The organism is Nocardioides baekrokdamisoli (assembly GCF_003945325.1).
Classification (GTDB): Bacteria; Actinomycetota; Actinomycetes; order Propionibacteriales; family Nocardioidaceae; genus Nocardioides; species Nocardioides baekrokdamisoli.
The window spans coordinates 2,703,760-2,719,814 of the sequence record NZ_AP019307.1; the positions used below are offsets into that span (position 1 = coordinate 2,703,760).

The following is a 16,055-nucleotide window of genomic DNA, read 5'->3' on the forward strand; positions in this document are numbered from 1 at the left end:
CATCAAGGCCCTGGTCCGTGAGGATCAGGGCCTTTGCACGTTCAGGAGGCGTTGTGGTCGCCGTTGCACCAGTCCTCGGGCTGCACCTGGACCTTCACCGAGTCGATGTGGTCGCCACATCCTTGCCAGGTCGTCTTGCCGCAGGTGCAGGGGACTGGATAACACATAGCGACGTACCCTACGCGTCGGACGGGTCGCGGAGCACGACGACGAAGAGGCTGAGTACGAACAGGGCCAGGGTCACCAGGTGCACGCCGGTGCACCACAGGCAGAGTGAGCCGATCTGGACCTCGGCCCAGATCAGATACGCGACCATTGCCACCCCGATGCCAGAGGCCGCCAGGCGTCCGTTCTCTGCCAGGGCGGCCAGTTGCGGTGACCCTGCGAGGGCGACGACCGCCAGACCGAGTGCGACAACGAAGAAGGCCACGCCCAGATAGGCCACCGGAATCCCGGCGACCGTGGCGTACGAACTGGTCGTGACCTTGGCGCAGTCGACGGCTCCATGGCCGCCGCAGGCCAACGTCGCGTTCGCCGTCGCATGCTCATAGCCGAGGTAGATCGAGTCGGCCAGGCCCAACAGCGTCAGGACGAGGCCAGCCACGGCCGAAGGCCGGCTCATCGGGCGGCGACCACGCCAGCCGAGTTGCAGACGTTTGCCGGCTGGTTGTTGGTCAGGGTGCAGAGCTCAGCGGTGAGGATGTTGGCCGCGCCGAGGATCTGCTTGCTCTGGGCGCTGGTCGGGTCCGTCAGCGCGTTCGCGATCTCGTCCCACGAACGTGGTGCCGACTGGCTGTCGCCGGCATCCACATGCAGCGAGGTCGGCTGGAACTGTGCGCCGGACATCGCGTACATACCGCCGAGATCCAGGAACGGGAAGCTGCTCTGGCCGAGCGTCGTCCACACCTGGCTGTCGCGCGCGGGGGGAGTGTCGAGTGGGTTGCGGTTGCCATCCAGGGCCTCGGTCCCGCTGAACACCAGGTACTTGCTGGTGTAGGTGGCTCCGTGGAAGGTGAACGTGCTGGTGCTCGCGTAGACGTCGTCCGCTGATGAACTCTGGCGGCCGAGCTTGTCCCAGGTGCCGAAACGGGACAGGGCTGCGATGAGCGCCCACCGCTGGCCGGCGCAGAACGGGCAGAACTCCGCCCCGACGTAGACCACAACCGGCTTGCCGTCCTCGGTGAGTGCGGGACCGGAAGTCGTCTTCAGTTTGGCCGCGGAGCCTGGCCCGACCGCGTCGTACGTCGATGCGGGAATGGTCGTCAGGATCTTGATGTCCCGTGCGAGGACCTGCTCGCTGGTCAGGGAGGGTTGGGCGGAGTTGGACGAGCTCGACGAGGCGAGGCCGGTGCTGGCTGGAGCCGGGCTCTTGCTGATCGCCTTGGCCACGAACGCGAACACCACGACGAGGACCAGCAGAGTGGCGACGATGCCGGTGTAGGTCAGGGCAACCTTGACCCGGCGCTGCTTCTCCGCGGCAGCAGCAGTCGCGGCCGCCGCCTCACGGGCGTTCTTCGCATTCGGCATGGCCACAGTCTGCCAACTGCTTCCAACGCGCACGGCGGCTGCCCGGCGCGTACGCTGCCGTCGTGCCTGCGCTTGGTGACGTCGTCGATCTGGTCCATTCATGGTTCCCGCCGTCCACGGCGGAATCCTGGGATGCTGTGGGGCTGGTGTCGGGCGACCCCGCGGCGCCCGTTCGCACGATCCTTCTGGCGGTCGATGCGGCGCCGGAGGTGGCAGCCGAGGCGGCATCGATCGGGGCAGATCTGCTGCTCGTCCACCATCCGTTGTTCTTCAAGCCGGTCCATTCGGTCGCCGCGACGACACCCAAGGGCCGCACGTTGTGGACGCTGTCCAGCGCCGGTTGTGCCCTTTTGGCAGCCCACACCAACGCCGATCAGGCGGTCGGAGGTGTCTCGGAGTCGATGGCGTACGCGCTCGGCCTGACCGACCTCGAGCCGCTGGTCGGATCGACCGCACTGGACTCGCTGGTCACCTACGTACCCGTCGACGCGGCGGCCGCCGTGCGGGCTGCCCTGGCGGCGGCCGGCGCCGGCGGCGTCGGGAACTACGACACGGCCTCGTTCTCCAACGGCGGCACCGGGCGTTTCCGACCACTCGAGGGCGCACGCCCGGCGGTCGGTGTCGTCGGCGAGGTCGAGGAGGTCGCCGAGGAGCGGATCGAGGTCATCCTGCCGCGCTCGGCCCGAGCGGCGGTGGTCAGCGCGCTGCTCGGCGCCCATCCGTACGAGACACCTGCTTATCAAGTGATCGAATTGGTGAGCACGGCGGATGCAACGAGCGGCCACGGACGGATCGGGTCGATCGAGCCGACGACCCTGCGCTTGTTCGCCGAGACCGTGTCCGCGGCTCTGCCGGCGACGGCAGCGGGGATCCGTATCGGCGGCGACCTCGACAAGCCGATTCGTCGGGTCGCTCTGTGCGGCGGGGCGGGTGCGAGCTTCCTCCCGGACGTGGCGCGTACCGATGCCGATGTCTACGTCACCAGCGACCTGGGCCACCACACGGCAGGGGAGTTCCTGGAGGCAGGCGGGGCCGCGCTGATCGACGTGCCGCACTGGGCTGCCGAGTCGACCTGGCTGCCGGTGGTGGCGGCTCGGCTGCGAGAGGCGTTGGGAGATAAGGTCGAGGTAGTCGTCTCCGAGGTCGTCACCGATCCGTGGACACTGCGTCTCTGAACGGCGCAGGACATCTGAATTTTTGAGGGAGTACGCGTGAAGGCCGACCCGCTGGCACAGATCAAGTTGCTGGACCTGCAGGAGCTCGACTCGCGCATCGCGCATCTCAAGCACCAGCTGGCGACACTTCCCCAGATCACGCAGCTCGAGACGGCTCGCGCCGAACGCGCCGAGGTCGACAACGCCGCCCGGGACGCCCGGATCGCGCGCGACGATCTGTCGTTGGCCCAGCGGAAAGCCGACAACGACGTCGAAGCGGTCAAGGCGCGGCGCGTACGCGATGAGGCACGGCTCAACGCCGGGCAGGGATCGGCGAAGGACCTCGAGGCGCTGCAGCACGAGCTCGGCGCGCTGGCGAAGCGGATCTCCGACCTCGAGGACATCGAGTTGGAGCTGATGGAGGAGCTGGAGGGCTCCACCGCCGAGGCCGGCCGACTCGAGGCTCAGGTCGCCGAGATCGACGCGCGCATCGCGGAGTTGGAGGAGTCCAAGGCCTCTGCCGAGGCCGAGATCCGCGCTGAGGGTTCGGCGGCGTTCGCGCAGCGCGGACCGCTCGTGGAGGACTTCCCGGCCGACCTGCTCGCGCTGTACGACAAGCTGCGCGACCAGTACGGCGTCGGTGCCGCCTTGCTGCGAGCGCGTCGCTGCGGTGGGTGCGGGCTCGATGTCGATGCAGCCGAGTTGTCGAGGATTCGTACGACTCCGGCGGCCGAGGTCGTACGCCACGAGGACTGTGGCCGGATTCTGATTCGTACCTCCGAGTCGGGCCTCTGATGGTCGACTCGGTCATCGTCGAGGCTGACGGTGGCTCTCGCGGGAACCCCGGCCCGGCTGCGTACGGAGCCGTCCTCAAGGATGCCGTGACTGGTGCCGTGATTGCTGAGGACGGCAGCGCCATCGGCATCGCGACCAACAACGTCGCGGAGTATTCGGGTCTGATCGCAGGACTCGAGCTCGCGGCGGCGTACGCGCCCGGTGCGACGGTCTCCGTCCGGATGGATTCCAAACTCGTGGTCGAGCAGATGTCGGGCCGTTGGCAGATCAAGCACCCCGACATGAAGCCGCTCGCCGCCATGGCGCGGTCGCTGGCTCCCGGCGGCACCACGTACACGTGGATGCCGCGTGAGCAGAACACGTACGCGGACCGCCTCGCGAACGAGGCCCTGGATGGCGTACGCAGCGGGGTTACTGTTGCCGCCGTGGATGCTGACGATTCGTTGATCGCTGAAGTCGAGTCGCCGTCCGCGGCTCCTTCGTCCCGTGGCTGGGCCCGCCCCGGCGGCCCGCCGACGACCCTGATCCTCGTCCGGCACGGCATCACCGCTCACACCAAGGAGAAGCGCTTCTCCGGCGGGCTCGCGTCGGCCAATCCGCCGTTGGTGGACGAAGGCCGCGAGCAGGTCCGTCTGACCGCGGAGTGGCTCAAGCCGCTCGCCGAGAAGGTGTCCGTGGTGATCGGATCTCCGGTCGAGCGCACCTGGCAGTCGGCGGAGATCGTCGCTTCGGTCCTCGGCAAGGACCTGGTAGCGGAGCCGGGCTTCGCCGAGATGGAGTTCGGTGTCTGGGACGGGCTGACCTTCACCGAGGTCGCCGAGAAGTTCCCGGGCCAGTTGGACACATGGCTGGGTTCGTTTACCTGGGCCCCTGAGGGAGGCGAGTCCTTCGAGGGCGTACGCGAGCGGGTGCTTGAGGGGCTCGAGCGGGTGCTGACCGAGCATGGCGGCGAGACCGTGGTGGTCGTCTCGCACGTGACGCCCATCAAGACCCTGGTCGCGCGGGCGCTCGGCCGTGGCCTGTCCTCGCTCTTCCACATGGAACTCGCGCCGGCGTCGGTGAGCGTGTTGTCGTTCTACGAGGACGGCGACACGGAGCCGCGGGGGTCGATGCGGTTGTTCAACGGGCTGCCACCGGAGCGGGATCCGTTCTCGCCGACCGCCTGGTGATCAGATCTCGGTGACGATCACGTCGAGCTGCGTACCGGACCTGCCGGGATCGCCGATCTCGACCGTCCAGCCGAGATCGCGCCACGCTTCGGCCAGCTTTGCAGGCGTACGCGGGTTGGCGCCGTCCTCGAGCAGGGCTCGGACGAGGCGTCCCTTGGTGGCCTTGTTGAAGTGCGACACCACCTTGCGGACGCCGTCCACCTCGTGGAGCACGCGAACCGTCGCGGTCTGCCTGGCGAGGGGCTCGGTGCGCCAGAAGTTCTGATACGTGCCGGAACGCAGGTCGACGAGCAGCCCGCTGCCGACCGAGGCTGTGATCGCTTCACCGAGGTGCGTACGCCAATGGGCGGCGACGGGGCCGATGCCGGGGAGTGATGCGTCGCCGGAGAGGCGGTATGCCGGGATGCGGTCGGAGAGGGTCACGAGTCCGAAGACCGACGACGTCACTGCGACGCGGCCCAGGCGGCGGCGCGCGGCTGCGGTCAAGGTCTGCGTCGAGAGGTTGTCGTAGACGACTCCGGTGTAGATCCGCTCGGCGCGGGCGGTGGCGGCGTTGCCCAGCGAGGCGTTGAGGGCGAGCAGTTCGGGCTGCGTCTTGGGGATCGCGAGGCCGTTCGTGGCCGCTTCGGGGTCGGACGTGCACCAGTCGACGAGCGCGTCGATCATCGCTGATCGTGCTGAGGTGAGCCCTGGGTTGGAGAGTCCGTCCAGGGCCAGTGCCGCGCCCCGCCGGGGTGCGTACTTGCCCTCGCTCGGCGGCAGCAGGATCAACACGAGGTCATCGTGCCAGTGGGGCCGTCGGCGACGAATTCCGCATCTCAGCCTGACAGATGTCGGGTGTCGCAGTGGCAGATGTCGGGTTTCGGCGTGACGGACGTCGGGTCTCGGCGGATACGGTGTGGACGTGCCTCAAGGTCGTGTGATCCGGGTTGCCCACGCCGATGACGGCGTTGCCGCGCAGAGCCTGCGCCGCGGCGTCGCAGCCCTGCAGGCTGAATTGGAGGTGACCGACTTCGCCGCCGACGTCCTGGCCGAGGCGGAACGTGCCGCCGCCTCCGTCGTACTCCCGGACAACGACCAGACGGCGATCGGGTTCGTCACGATCGACCCGCCGGGATCGATGGATCTCGACCAAGCGATGCACATCGAGCGCAATGGCGGCGGCTACACGATCCGCTATGCCATCGCCGATCTCGCAAGCTTCGTCACGGCTGGGGGAGCGCTCGACATCGAGGTCAACAAACGCGGCCTCACGTTGTATGGCGCCGATTCAAGCGTGCCGTTGCATCCCGAGGTCCTGTCGCACGGTGCCGCCAGCCTGCTGCCCGACCAGATCAGGCCGGCGCTGCTCTGGAGGACCGAACTCGATGCCAAGGGCGCGATCGTGTCCACCCATGTCGAGCGTGCGCGGGTGAAGTCGATCGCCCGGCTCGACTACGCGAGCGTCCAGACAGCACTCGACAACGACACCTTGCCGGACGCGTATGCCGAGACGATCCGGCTCCTCAAGGAGGTCGGTGAACTGCGGATCCAACAGGAGATCGATCGAGGCGGCATCACGCTCAACCTCCCGGATCAGGAGATCGAGGTCGTGGGCGAGGAGTGGCGGTTGAACTTCCGTCAGCAGCTGCCGATCGAGGAGTGGAACGCCCAGATCTCGCTGCTGACCGGTTTCGGAGCGGCCAACCTGATGCTCGGGGCCAAGGTCGGGCTGCTGCGTACCCTCCCTCCGCCGGACCCTCGCGATATCGACCGCCTGCGTCGGACCGCAGCTGCGCTCGGTGTGGACTGGGAGCCCAGACTGTGCCGGAGTTCGTACGCAGCCTCGACGTGAGTGACCCGAAGCAGGCGGCGATGTTGGTCGCTTCCATGAGGTTGCTCCGGGGAAGCGGGTACGTGGGTTTCGACGGCGAGGTGCCCGCACTGCACACCCAGGCCGCGCTGGCTTCCGCGTACGCCCATGTCACGGCACCGCTGCGGCGCCTGATCGATCGGTACGCGGGGGAGATCTGCGTGTCGATCTGCGCGAAGCAGCCGGTCCCAGCCTGGGTCAAGGACGCCATCACTCGCGTGCCGGAGGAGATGCGGGCCGCCGACCGCCGCAGCTCGACGTACGAGAGGGCGATCCTCGATCTGGTCGAGGCCGGCATCCTCGCGCCGCAGGTCGGTGCGATCTTCGACGGCGTCATCGTCGACGTCAGTGGCAAAGAGCCGACGCATGGATCGGTCACGATCCAGGCTCCCGCGGTCGAAAGCCCGGTCACCGGGACGGTCAATCTGCCGCTTGGCCAGGCGGTCAAGGTCACCCTGGCGGTCGCCGATGTCGCCACCCGGAAGGTCGCCTTCGCGCTCGCCTGAGCAACTTTGGGCAGGCAAACCTTACATTCGTGGAAGAATTGGTCCTCAGATCGCGTTCTTCAAGCGATCGAGGAGTGCAGATGAGTCAGACCGACCCGGTGGTGGAGAAGAACTTCCGCGCAGCGATGTCGCACGTCGCGGCGCCGGTGTCGATCGTCACCTCGGTGGTGGACGGCACTCCGTGGGGCACGACTGTCTCCGCGTTCGCGTCGCTGTCGATGGATCCGCCGATGATGCTGATCTCGTTGCAGCACGACTCCGGCCTGCTGTCGCGCATCGGCGAAGGGTCGATCCTCGGCGTCAACGTGCTGTCGGCGAGCCAGTCCGAACTTGCGCTCCGCTTCGCGCGGAGGGACCAGGACCGGTTCACCTCGACGCCCTGGACCCTCGCTGACGGCGCACCCCGACTCGGAGACATCCACGCGTATGTGGCGGTCAAGGTCGCGCGCATGGTCACGGGCGGCGACCACGTGGTGCTTTTCTGTGACGTGATCGATGCAGCGACGTACGAGACGCAGCCTTTGACGTATCACCGGCGCCTGTTCGGGACGCACACACCCGAGGTCTGAGCCGGAGGCCTTCGACGGGTTGGTTCAGACGTCCTTGCGTTTCATGACCAACCAGCCGAGGACGATCGCGAGCAACGCGTACGCGGCGAGCACGGCGACTGCGACGGGCCGGGTCAGGACGGAGTCCGACGTGCCGACGGTCTCGATGAGGTGCCCGGCGATGTTGCTCGGCAGGAACTTGCCGATGTGCTGCGACCAGGACGATGGCAGGAAGCTGACGATGATCGGCAGAACGAACACCAGCCCGACCACCGAGGCGATCGCGCCCGCAGTGTTCCGGATCAGGAAGCCGAGTCCGAGGCCGATCAGGCCGACAATGGTGACGTAGTACGTGGCGCCGAGCAGGCCGCGGACCGCGCCGGGGCTGCTGAGGCTCCCGTTCATGTTCCACTGGGCGAGGATCGCCTGGCCGATGAAGAACGCCCCGAACGTCATCACCAGTGACACGATCACGGTGACGAGCGCAAAGATCACGACCTTCGCGAGCAGGACGGGAGTCCGCTTCGGGACGGCCGTCATGGAGGCGCGGATCATGCCGGTCGCGTACTCGCCGGTGACACTCATCACGCCCATCACGCCGATGGCCAACTGGGCGAGAAACACTCCGGTCTGGGTGAAGATCACCGGATCGAAGAGCTCGTGGCGATCCGGATGGTTGTGGACCTCCTGGCCGTGGCCGAAGCTCACCAGCGCTCCGATGCCCAACGACAGGACCAGCGCCACCGCGTACGTGATCCAGGTCGATCGCAACGTGCGGAACTTGATCCACTCGGCCCTGAGGATGCGGGGGAAGGTCAGCGTGCCGGTGCTCACTGGGCGCTCCCGTGGTAGTCGACCGCGTCGCGGGTGACGGACATGAACGCTTCCTCCAAGGTGGCTTTCTGCGTGGTCAGTTGAGTCAGCGCGATGCCCCGCGCCAGGGCGATCTCGCCGATGCCGGCGGCATCCACTCCGACGACATCGAAGCCGTCATCGGCGTCGGTGACGGTCACTCCGTCGCGGGTGAGTGCCTCGCGGAGCGAGGTGTTGTCAGCCGCCGAGACATGGACGTGGCTGACACCGGCGTTGGCGGTCAGTTCGGCAACCGTGGTGTCGGCGATCAGCTTGCCCTTGCCGATCACGATCAGGTGCTCGGCGGTGACGGCCATCTCGCTCATCAGGTGGCTGCTCACGAACACGGTGCGGCCTTCAGCAGCCAACGCCTTGAGCAGGTTGCGGATCCACAGCACGCCCTCCGGATCGAGGCCGTTGACGGGCTCGTCGAGCAGCAGCGTGTGCGGGTCGCCGAGCAGAGCCGAGGCGATGCCCAGCCGCTGGCCCATGCCGAGTGAGAACCCGCCTGCCCGTTTGCTGGCGACGCTCTCCAGACCGACGATGCCGATCACCTCGTCGACACGCTTCCTGCTGATGCCGTGAGTTGCAGCGAGCGCGCGGAGGTGGTTGCGCGCCGTACGCCCCTGGTGGATGGCCTTGGCTTCCAACAGTGCGCCGACTTCCTGCAGTGGCGCCTTGTGGTCGCGGTAGCGCTTGCCGTTGATGGTCGCGCTGCCCCCGGTGGCGGCGTCCAGATCGAGGAGCAGTCGCATGGTGGTCGACTTGCCGGCGCCGTTGGGGCCGAGGAAGCCGGTGACCATGCCGGGGCGAACACTGAAACTGAGGTCGTCGACGGCCTTCTTGGAGCCGTAGGACTTGGTGAGATGCGAGGCTTCGATCACGGTGTCCAACCTAGGGGAGGGAGCCAACTTTGGCACCGCTCCCTCCGACAGAAGTCGCAATCGATCACCACTGGAAAAGCGGCCGCAACAGGCGTGTACTGGAAGGAACCATCCGTCACAGGAGGCTCCGAATGGACACCCGACCGATCGTGGTCGGCGTTGACGGATCCGACGGTAGTGCCGCCGCGATCCGCCATGGCGCCGACCGAGCGTACGCATCTGGGCGTGGACTGCATCTGGTGCACGTCGCGCCCGTCTTCATCCCGATGTCCGGCGCTGCGCCGATGGGCACGCCCTACCTCCCGCAGGACTTCGACACGGTCGGGAAGGCGGTCCTTGCCGAGGCGGTCGAGTACGCCCGCGCGCTGATGCCGTCGGAGCGACTCACCTCAACTCTTACCGTGGGTTCACGCAGCAGCGGGCTGTTGCACGAGGCACGCCACGCTTCCGAGATCGTCTTCGGCGAGGATCGAACACCGTTCCTCGAGCGGATCTCGTTCGGCTCGATGGTCGCGCAGGTGTGTGCGCACTCGCCCGTGCCGGTGACGTGCGTACCGGAGTCGTGGCGCCCCGATCGGCCAGAGTTGGTCGTGGTCGGCATCCACGACTACAACCACATCTCACTCGAGTTGGTGCGGGCCGGATTCGCAGCCGCTCAGGAGCGCGCGGCAGGCATCGAATTCATCCACGTCTGGGACCTCCCTCCCGGTTACGGCCGGATGGTCGACTCGGTGATGGACTTCCCGCGCTGGCGGACGATGGTCGAACATTTCGTCGCGAAGGCCGTGATCGAGGCGGTCGGACATGACGCAGGAGCCTTCGACGTACGCGCCGTGCACGGGCACCCGTCGCACGAACTCCAGGACCGCTCGCGTGAGGCGACCCTGATCCTCCTCGGGCACCATCGCAACGGGGGCTTCTTCGACCACCTCGGTGGCACCGGACGGGCGCTGTTGCGGACCTCCGACTGTCCGGTCGAGGTCCTGCCGGTCAGCGATCCGGTCGTCCCGGTCGACGTCGAGCAACATGATGAGTTCCTGAGAGCCTGACCGTCTGCCGATGCGGGTACGCAGCCCGGACCCCGTGCCCGCGAGTCAGCGGAAATGCGGCAAGGTGTCCTCATGCAGAACGTGTTCCAGTCTCCGTCCCGAGTCGTGGTGTTGTCGGGCGGGATGGGTGGCGCGAAGTTCCTCCAGGGGCTGAAGCACCTGCTTCCCGACGCGCACATCACGGTGGTCGCGAACACCTGCGACGACATGTGGGTGCACGGCCTCCGGGTCTGCCCGGACCTCGACACCGTGATGTACACGCTCGGCGACGGCATCGATCGCGACCGGGGTTGGGGGCGTACGGACGAGACCTGGTCGACCAAGGAGGACCTCGCTGCGTACGGTGCCGGACTCGAGTGGTTCGGTCTCGGTGACCGTGACATCGCCACGCATCTGCTCCGTACGACATTGCTCCGCGGCGGTGCCACGCTGACGGAGGTGACGGCGCGGTTGTGTGAGCGTTGGCGGCCGGGGGTCGAACTGCTGCCGATGACCGACGACGAGGTCGAGACCCATGTGGTGATCGAGGACGCCGAGGGGCCTCGGACGATCCACTTCCAGGAATACTGGGTACGCCTTCGGGCCGAGGTGCCCGCTCGCGAGCTGATCTTCCAGGGCCTGGCACAGAGCGCGCCGACGTCGGCCGTCCTCACCGCGATCGCCGATGCTGACCTGGTGATCCTTCCGCCGTCGAACCCGGTGGTTTCGGTCGGGACGATCCTGGGGGTCCCCGGTCTGTCCGATGCGATCCGCTCGACCTCGGCTCCGGTCGTCGGGCTGTCGCCGATCGTCGGTGGCGCACACGTACGCGGGATGGCCGAACAGATGCTGGCCTCGATAGGTGTCGGGGTGAGTGCTGAAGCCGTCGGACTTCACTACGGGGCTCGATCGACTGGTGGAGTCTTGGACGGCTGGCTCGTCGACACCGTGGACGCCTCCGCTGTCCCGGCGCTGCAGGCCGCAGCGATCAGGGCGGTCGCGGTGCCGCTGATGATGACCGACGTCGATGCGACGGCTGCCATGGCACGGTCGGCGATCGAACTGGTCCGCTGATGCTCCAGATCTGGGCTCCGGACGGTGTCGGCGAGGTCGGTGCCGACACTGATCTCGCAGAGACGCTGGTTGGGGTGGCCGAACTCGAGCATGGCGACATCGTGGTCGTCACCAGCAAGATCGTCGCCAAGTCCGAGGGCCGCGTCGTCGCAGGGGAGCGAGCTGAGTGGATCGCCCGCGAATCGGTCCGCGTCGTCGCCCAACGTGGTGAGACCGCGATCGTACGCACGCGGCACGGGCTCACGATGGCCGCAGCGGGCATCGACGCCTCCAACGTCGAACCGGGCCTGCTGGTGCTACTGCCCGAGGACCCGGATGCCTCGGCCCAACGGCTCCGCGCGGCCGTTGCCGAGAAGGTCGGTCGCAATGTCGGAGTCCTCATCTCGGACACGTCCGGCCGGGCGTGGCGTGTCGGGCAGACCGACATTGCGATCGGCGCTGCCGGGGTGAACGTCGTCGCCGACTACCGCGGGACCACGGATCCGTACGGCAACCCCCTGGCGGTGACGCTGCCGGCGGTCGCCGATGAGTTGACCGGTGCTGCCGAACTGGTCGCGGGCAAGATCGGGGGACGGCCGTTCGCGGTCATTCGGGGCCGCGGCGACCTGGTTCTCCCGGTCGGCGAGCACGGCGAGGGTGCGGTGGCGTTGGTACGTGCCGACGCGGAGGACATGTTCGGACTCGGCGCCCGGGAAGCCGTCGTGCACGCCGTCATCGGCGATGAGTCGACCCAGGGGGCATTCGGCGGACCTGCATCAGCCGAGGACGTACGCGCCGCACTCGCCCAGGTGCCCGGAGCAGGGCCTGAGGTAGTTGCCGCGATCCTGTACGCCCACGGCTGGTCCGCCGAGGACTGGCAGGCCGCTCTCAGCGAACCGCTGAACTGAACAACTCGACGTCGGCCGGGCTGTCGACATCTCGGCGAGCACTCGACGGGGCAGCGACGAACGACGTGTATCCGGCAGCCTGATGCCGAGCCGCCGAGTCGACGCCGAAGAGCAGCGAGGGTGACTCCGCGAGGGCGTGCACCAGCATCGTGGTGCCGGTCCCGAGGTGGTCCGGGACCAGCAGCGGCGTGCCGGTCCGATGGAACTCAGCGACGACGGCGTCGAGGTCGGCGGAGTCGAGGTCGGCGAGGTCGCCCACGACGACGGCGACGTCATCGTCGGGGAATGACTGCACAGCGTGGTCGCGGCCCGCGGCGATGGCACCATTCAGACCCCCGGAGCCAGGTTCGGTGAGGACCGTTGCTCCCAGCGTCCGAGCGGCCTCGGCGACGGCGGCGTCCCCGGCAACAACGATCACCCGGGCCACGGAGGTCGCTGCGAGTGCCGCGCCAACCGTGCGGGCCATGAGTTCGAGAGCGAGTTCCTCACGGGCGGCTGATGGCAACTGCGTACGCGACTTCGCCGCCCCGAGTCGTTTGACCGGGACGATGACGCTGACGCGGCGCGGGTCAGTCGCTGGCGAGCTCGACATTGCTGATGTTGATCCCGGAGTGGGTCTTGTAGGTCTTGTTGATCGAGATCAGGGTCGCGGTCATCGGCTCGAGGTGACGGCACATCCGCAGCGCACCGGCGTTGATGCCCGGGCGTCCGGCCACCGTCGCGGCGAGCTCGCACGTCACCGCCATCGCAGTCGCGTCGTCGGAGGCGACCAGGACGTCGTCGCCGAGAGCCTGGTCGACCTTCACCAGCTTCGGTGCGGCCACGTGGTGGAACGCGCCAGCGACCAGTGCCCCGGGCAGTTGCGCCGCGATGTGTTCGGCTGCGGAGCCGGCGTCAACGACGAGGCCGTACGGTCCGCGCTTGTCGAAGCCCAGCGGGTTGACGCAGGAGATCACGACCTTGCCTGCGGCGTACGGAGCCAGCCAGGCCACGCTGGTGGGGGAGTCGTCCCAGGGGGTCGCGACCACGATCACGTCAGCTCCGTCGGCGATCGCCTCATTGGCTGCCCCGGAGATCTCTCCGGCCCCTGCCGGCATCAAGTCGCTGAGTTCCACCGCGGCCGCGATGGCGCGCTCGGCGTCGCGTGATCCCAGGGCCACGGTGTGACCGGCCGCGGCAAAGCGGGCCGCCAGGCCCTTGCCCTGCGCGCCGGTGCCGCCGATGATCGCAATACGGAGGTGGTTGGTGGTCATGCGATGCCTCTCAAGAGTTCCCTGGTCGGGGTTCCGTACGTGGTGGTGCGTTCGCGGGTCGGGCGGTCGCAGCCGGCTGCGATCTGTTCGAGTTCGGCGATGGTCTTGGCGGACCCGTGGGCCGACCCGGCCATCCTGGAGATCGTCTCCTCCATCAGCGTCCCGCCGAGGTCGTTCGCCCCGGCCCGGAGCATCGCCCGGGTGCCGTCGACGCCGAGCTTGACCCAACTGGTCTGGATGTTCGGGATGCGTCCGTGCAGCATGATCCGCGCGACCGCGTGCACGGCGACATTGTCGCGATGCGTGGGACCGGGGCGGGCGACGCCGGCCAGATACAACGGTGCCATCTGGTGCACGAACGGCAACGGGACGAATTCGGTGAAGCCGCCGACGCCGTTGGACAACGCAGTGTCCTGGATCCGCGACAGCACTCGCAGGTGCTGGACCCAGTGGCCGGGGTGGTCGACGTGGCCGTACATCATCGTCGAGGAGGACCTGATGCCCACGCGGTGTGCCGTGGTGACGACCTCGATCCACGACGCGGCCGGAAGTTTGCCCTTCGTCAGTACCCAGCGGACGTCGTCGTCGAGGATCTCGGCAGCGGTGCCCGGGATCGTGTCGACGCCGGATTCCTTGAGTTGGATCAGGAAGTCCTCGATGGACAGGCCGGTACGCGACGCACCGGTGACGATCTCCATCGGGCTGAACGCGTGCACATGCATCTGCGGGACACGAGCCTTCACCGCCCGCGCGATCTCGAAGTACGCGTTCGCAGGCAGTTGAGGGTCGATCCCGCCCTGCATGCAGACCTCGGAGGCGCCGAGATCCCAGGCCTCCTCGGCGCGGTCGGCGATCTGGTCCAGCGACAGTGAGTACGCGTCCGCATCGGTGCGTCGCTGCGCGAACGCGCAGAACCGGCAACCGACGTAACAGACGTTGGTGAAGTTGATGTTGCGGTTGACGACGTAGGTGATCTCGTCGCCGACGGTCTCCCGGCGAAGGTCGTCGGCCAGTCGACACACCTCGGCCAGCAACGACCCCTCAGCCGTGATGAGGGTGAGCGCGTGCTCGTCGGAAAGGTTGCCCGGATCGGCCTCCGCGGCGGCGAGCGCTGCCAGTCCGTCGGCGGCCACCCGTCCGGCGCGAGGGGCGGGAGCATTCGCCTCGTGGAGGCTGTCCCAGTCGCCGTAGATGGTGTCGAAGTCGTTCCGGCGGTCGTGCGTACGCCCGGTGATGTCGATGTCGATCGCCAGGCTGGTCCGGCCGGAGCTGACGAGAGCAGCATCCGGTTCCTGCCAGGGCAGGCCCGAGGCGCGTACGCCCGGAGCCATCAGCCCATCGGGCCCGGTCAGCGCTGCGACATGCGGCTGGACCCGCGGGTCGATCCACGGCTCGCCGGCCAGGACGTACGAGGGGTGCGCGGTGAGCCGCGGCGCCAAGGCCCGGCCGTACGCTGCGGTCACCTGGCGCAGGACGTCCAGGCTCGGCCACGGACGTTCTGGGTTCACGTGGTCCGGGGTCAGCGGCGAGACGCCACCCCAGTCGTCGATGCCCGCCGCGAGCAGCGCCGTGCATTCGTCGATGTCGACCAGGTTCGGCGGAGCCTGCAGGCGTACGCCGGGCCCGAGCACGATCCGCGCGGTCGCGATCGCGGCGCGGTACTCGTCCAGGCCGAGGTCGTCGCTGTGTCGCATCGCGGTGGCCGGTTTGGCGCGGAAGTTCTGGATGATCACTTCCTGGATGTGGCCGTACTGTCGCGCGACCTTCCGGATCGCGAAGATCGACTCGGCCCGCTCGGCGGCGGTTTCTCCGATCCCGATCAGCAGCCCGGTGGTGAAGGGCACGGACAGCCGGCCGGCGTCCTCGAGCACCCGCAGGCGTACGTCCGGATCCTTGTCCGGCGACCCGAAGTGCGCCGATCCCGGTGTCTCGTACAACCGCCGGGAGGTCGTCTCGAGCATCATCCCCATCGACGGGGCAACCGGCTTGAGGCGGTTGATCTCCTCCCACGACATCACCCCGGGGTTGAGGTGGGGGAGCAGCCCGGTATCCTCGAGCACCGCGATCGCCAGTTCGCGAACGTACCCCAGCGTGGAGTCGTGGCCACGCTCATCGAGCCACTGGCGAGCCTCGGGCCAGCGATCCTCGGGCCGATCACCCAGCGTGAACAGGGCCTCCGCACAACCGGCCTCGGCGCCGGCTCGCGCCACCGCCAGCACCTCGTCGCGGCTCATGAACAACGATTCGCCCGAGCGCTCCAACTGGCTCGGAGTCGCGACGAACGTGCAGTAGTGGCAGCGATCGCGACACAGCCGGGTGACGGGGAGGAAGACCTTCGGTGAGTACGTGATCACGCCCGGGCGGCCGGCCTCGAGCAGACCCGCATCACGGATCGAAGAGGCGATCGCCGAGAGTCGGACCAGGTCCTCGCCACGCGCCTCAAGCAACACGGCGGCCTCCGCGACGTCGATGGCCGCCCCGCGTTCGGCGCGTACGAGCGCCCGCCGGACCTCAGCTGCTGTCACC

General features: G+C 68.0%; 18 protein-coding genes. 9 read left to right on the forward strand and 9 right to left on the reverse strand.

From position 1 onward, the window contains the following. Window positions 1-41: 41 nt before the first annotated feature. Genes KCTC_RS15195 through KCTC_RS13265 form a run of 3 tightly spaced genes read right to left on the reverse strand, consistent with a single transcriptional unit; the run spans window position 42 to window position 1,527 of the window. Window positions 42-167 (reverse strand): hypothetical protein, encoded by a 126-nt coding sequence (locus tag KCTC_RS15195; protein ID WP_269461432.1) that lies wholly within the window; start codon window positions 165-167, stop codon window positions 42-44. Between the two features lie 11 nt (window positions 168-178). Further along, entirely contained in the window at window positions 179-604 is a 426-nt protein-coding gene (locus tag KCTC_RS13260; RefSeq protein ID WP_231998746.1) for a vitamin K epoxide reductase family protein, read from the reverse strand. 14 nt (window positions 605-618) lie between these two features. Beyond that, window positions 619-1,527, reverse strand: coding sequence for a DUF929 family protein (locus KCTC_RS13265; RefSeq protein WP_164512598.1), 909 nt, complete (start codon window positions 1,525-1,527; stop codon window positions 619-621). Window positions 1,528-1,589: 62 nt separating this feature from the next. Here KCTC_RS13265 and KCTC_RS13270 point away from each other — a divergent pair, with 62 nt between their 5' ends. Genes KCTC_RS13270 through KCTC_RS13280 form a run of 3 tightly spaced genes read left to right on the forward strand, consistent with a single transcriptional unit; the run spans window position 1,590 to window position 4,645 of the window. Further along, the gene (locus tag KCTC_RS13270; protein WP_125569697.1) at window positions 1,590-2,702 is read left to right on the forward strand and encodes a Nif3-like dinuclear metal center hexameric protein; all 1,113 of its coding nucleotides are present in this window, start codon (window positions 1,590-1,592) and stop codon (window positions 2,700-2,702) included. A 36-nt stretch (window positions 2,703-2,738) separates the two neighbouring features. Beyond that, on the forward strand, window positions 2,739-3,476 hold the full coding sequence (locus KCTC_RS13275; protein WP_125569698.1) for a zinc ribbon domain-containing protein: 738 nt from the start codon (window positions 2,739-2,741) through the stop codon (window positions 3,474-3,476). Next, the gene (locus KCTC_RS13280; RefSeq protein WP_125569699.1) at window positions 3,476-4,645 is read left to right on the forward strand and encodes a bifunctional RNase H/acid phosphatase; all 1,170 of its coding nucleotides are present in this window, start codon (window positions 3,476-3,478) and stop codon (window positions 4,643-4,645) included. Before KCTC_RS13275 ends, KCTC_RS13280 begins: the two co-directional genes overlap by 1 nt. Here KCTC_RS13280 and KCTC_RS13285 read toward each other — a convergent pair whose 3' ends face one another. Beyond that, entirely contained in the window at window positions 4,646-5,419 is a 774-nt protein-coding gene (locus KCTC_RS13285; protein ID WP_125569700.1) for a YaaA family protein, read from the reverse strand. A gap of 130 nt (window positions 5,420-5,549) precedes the next feature. Between KCTC_RS13285 and KCTC_RS15100 the strand changes: the two genes are divergently transcribed. The 3 genes from KCTC_RS15100 to KCTC_RS13295 all read left to right on the forward strand — a co-directional run bounded on the left by KCTC_RS15100 (window position 5,550) and on the right by KCTC_RS13295 (window position 7,572). Further along, the gene (locus KCTC_RS15100) at window positions 5,550-6,479 is read left to right on the forward strand and encodes an RNB domain-containing ribonuclease (RefSeq protein ID WP_231998747.1); all 930 of its coding nucleotides are present in this window, start codon (window positions 5,550-5,552) and stop codon (window positions 6,477-6,479) included. After that, window positions 6,476-7,003, forward strand: coding sequence for a ribonuclease R family protein (locus KCTC_RS15105; protein WP_231998748.1), 528 nt, complete (start codon window positions 6,476-6,478; stop codon window positions 7,001-7,003). The genes KCTC_RS15100 and KCTC_RS15105 overlap by 4 nt, the downstream gene beginning before the upstream one ends. Before the next feature lie 80 nt (window positions 7,004-7,083). Continuing rightward, complete coding sequence (locus KCTC_RS13295) at window positions 7,084-7,572, forward strand: flavin reductase family protein (protein ID WP_125569701.1); 489 nt, start codon at window positions 7,084-7,086, stop codon at window positions 7,570-7,572. 24 nt (window positions 7,573-7,596) lie between these two features. Here KCTC_RS13295 and KCTC_RS13300 read toward each other — a convergent pair whose 3' ends face one another. Together KCTC_RS13300 and KCTC_RS13305 are read right to left on the reverse strand one after the other, a co-directional pair. After that, the gene (locus tag KCTC_RS13300; RefSeq protein ID WP_125569702.1) at window positions 7,597-8,385 is read right to left on the reverse strand and encodes an ABC transporter permease subunit; all 789 of its coding nucleotides are present in this window, start codon (window positions 8,383-8,385) and stop codon (window positions 7,597-7,599) included. Continuing rightward, window positions 8,382-9,287: an ABC transporter ATP-binding protein gene (locus tag KCTC_RS13305; RefSeq protein ID WP_125569703.1), complete on the reverse strand. Its 906-nt coding sequence runs from the start codon at window positions 9,285-9,287 to the stop codon at window positions 8,382-8,384. Before KCTC_RS13305 ends, KCTC_RS13300 begins: the two co-directional genes overlap by 4 nt. Before the next feature lie 131 nt (window positions 9,288-9,418). Here KCTC_RS13305 and KCTC_RS13310 point away from each other — a divergent pair, with 131 nt between their 5' ends. The 3 genes from KCTC_RS13310 to cofE all read left to right on the forward strand — a co-directional run bounded on the left by KCTC_RS13310 (window position 9,419) and on the right by cofE (window position 12,276). Then, window positions 9,419-10,336: a universal stress protein gene (locus tag KCTC_RS13310; protein ID WP_125569704.1), complete on the forward strand. Its 918-nt coding sequence runs from the start codon at window positions 9,419-9,421 to the stop codon at window positions 10,334-10,336. A 72-nt stretch (window positions 10,337-10,408) separates the two neighbouring features. Next, complete coding sequence (gene cofD, locus KCTC_RS13315) at window positions 10,409-11,389, forward strand: 2-phospho-L-lactate transferase (RefSeq protein ID WP_125569705.1); 981 nt, start codon at window positions 10,409-10,411, stop codon at window positions 11,387-11,389. Next, a complete protein-coding gene (gene cofE / locus KCTC_RS13320; protein WP_125569706.1) occupies window positions 11,389-12,276 on the forward strand; it encodes a coenzyme F420-0:L-glutamate ligase in 888 nt (295 codons plus the stop codon). The genes cofD and cofE overlap by 1 nt, the downstream gene beginning before the upstream one ends. Here the strand turns inward: cofE and cofC are convergent. The 3 genes from cofC to KCTC_RS13335 are packed head-to-tail and all read right to left on the reverse strand — an operon-like array spanning window position 12,257 to window position 16,054. Beyond that, the gene (gene cofC / locus KCTC_RS13325; protein ID WP_125569707.1) at window positions 12,257-12,868 is read right to left on the reverse strand and encodes a 2-phospho-L-lactate guanylyltransferase; all 612 of its coding nucleotides are present in this window, start codon (window positions 12,866-12,868) and stop codon (window positions 12,257-12,259) included. The two genes, cofE and cofC, sit on opposite strands and share 20 nt — an antisense overlap. Further along, on the reverse strand, window positions 12,846-13,529 hold the full coding sequence (gene npdG / locus KCTC_RS13330; protein WP_125569708.1) for an NADPH-dependent F420 reductase: 684 nt from the start codon (window positions 13,527-13,529) through the stop codon (window positions 12,846-12,848). The genes cofC and npdG overlap by 23 nt, the downstream gene beginning before the upstream one ends. Further along, window positions 13,526-16,054, reverse strand: a complete 2,529-nt coding sequence (locus KCTC_RS13335; protein WP_231998749.1) for a bifunctional FO biosynthesis protein CofGH — start codon at window positions 16,052-16,054, stop codon at window positions 13,526-13,528. Before KCTC_RS13335 ends, npdG begins: the two co-directional genes overlap by 4 nt. Between the last annotated feature and the right edge of the window lies 1 nt (window position 16,055).

What these genes read in the sequence shown, in the direction of transcription:
- cofD (WP_125569705.1), top strand. Translation starts at nt 10,409, where the DNA reads ATGCAGAACGTGTTCCAGTCTCCGTCCCGAGTCGTGGTGTTGTCGGGC.
- KCTC_RS13280 (WP_125569699.1), top strand. Translation starts at nt 3,476, where the DNA reads ATGGTCGACTCGGTCATCGTCGAGGCTGACGGTGGCTCTCGCGGGAAC.
- KCTC_RS15195 (WP_269461432.1), bottom strand. Translation starts at nt 167, where the DNA reads ATGTGTTATCCAGTCCCCTGCACCTGCGGCAAGACGACCTGGCAAGGA.
- KCTC_RS13310 (WP_125569704.1), top strand. Translation starts at nt 9,419, where the DNA reads ATGGACACCCGACCGATCGTGGTCGGCGTTGACGGATCCGACGGTAGT.
- npdG (WP_125569708.1), bottom strand. Translation starts at nt 13,529, where the DNA reads ATGACCACCAACCACCTCCGTATTGCGATCATCGGCGGCACCGGCGCG.
- cofC (WP_125569707.1), bottom strand. Translation starts at nt 12,868, where the DNA reads ATGTCGAGCTCGCCAGCGACTGACCCGCGCCGCGTCAGCGTCATCGTC.
- cofE (WP_125569706.1), top strand. Translation starts at nt 11,389, where the DNA reads ATGCTCCAGATCTGGGCTCCGGACGGTGTCGGCGAGGTCGGTGCCGAC.
- KCTC_RS13265 (WP_164512598.1), bottom strand. Translation starts at nt 1,527, where the DNA reads ATGCCGAATGCGAAGAACGCCCGTGAGGCGGCGGCCGCGACTGCTGCT.
- KCTC_RS13295 (WP_125569701.1), top strand. Translation starts at nt 7,084, where the DNA reads ATGAGTCAGACCGACCCGGTGGTGGAGAAGAACTTCCGCGCAGCGATG.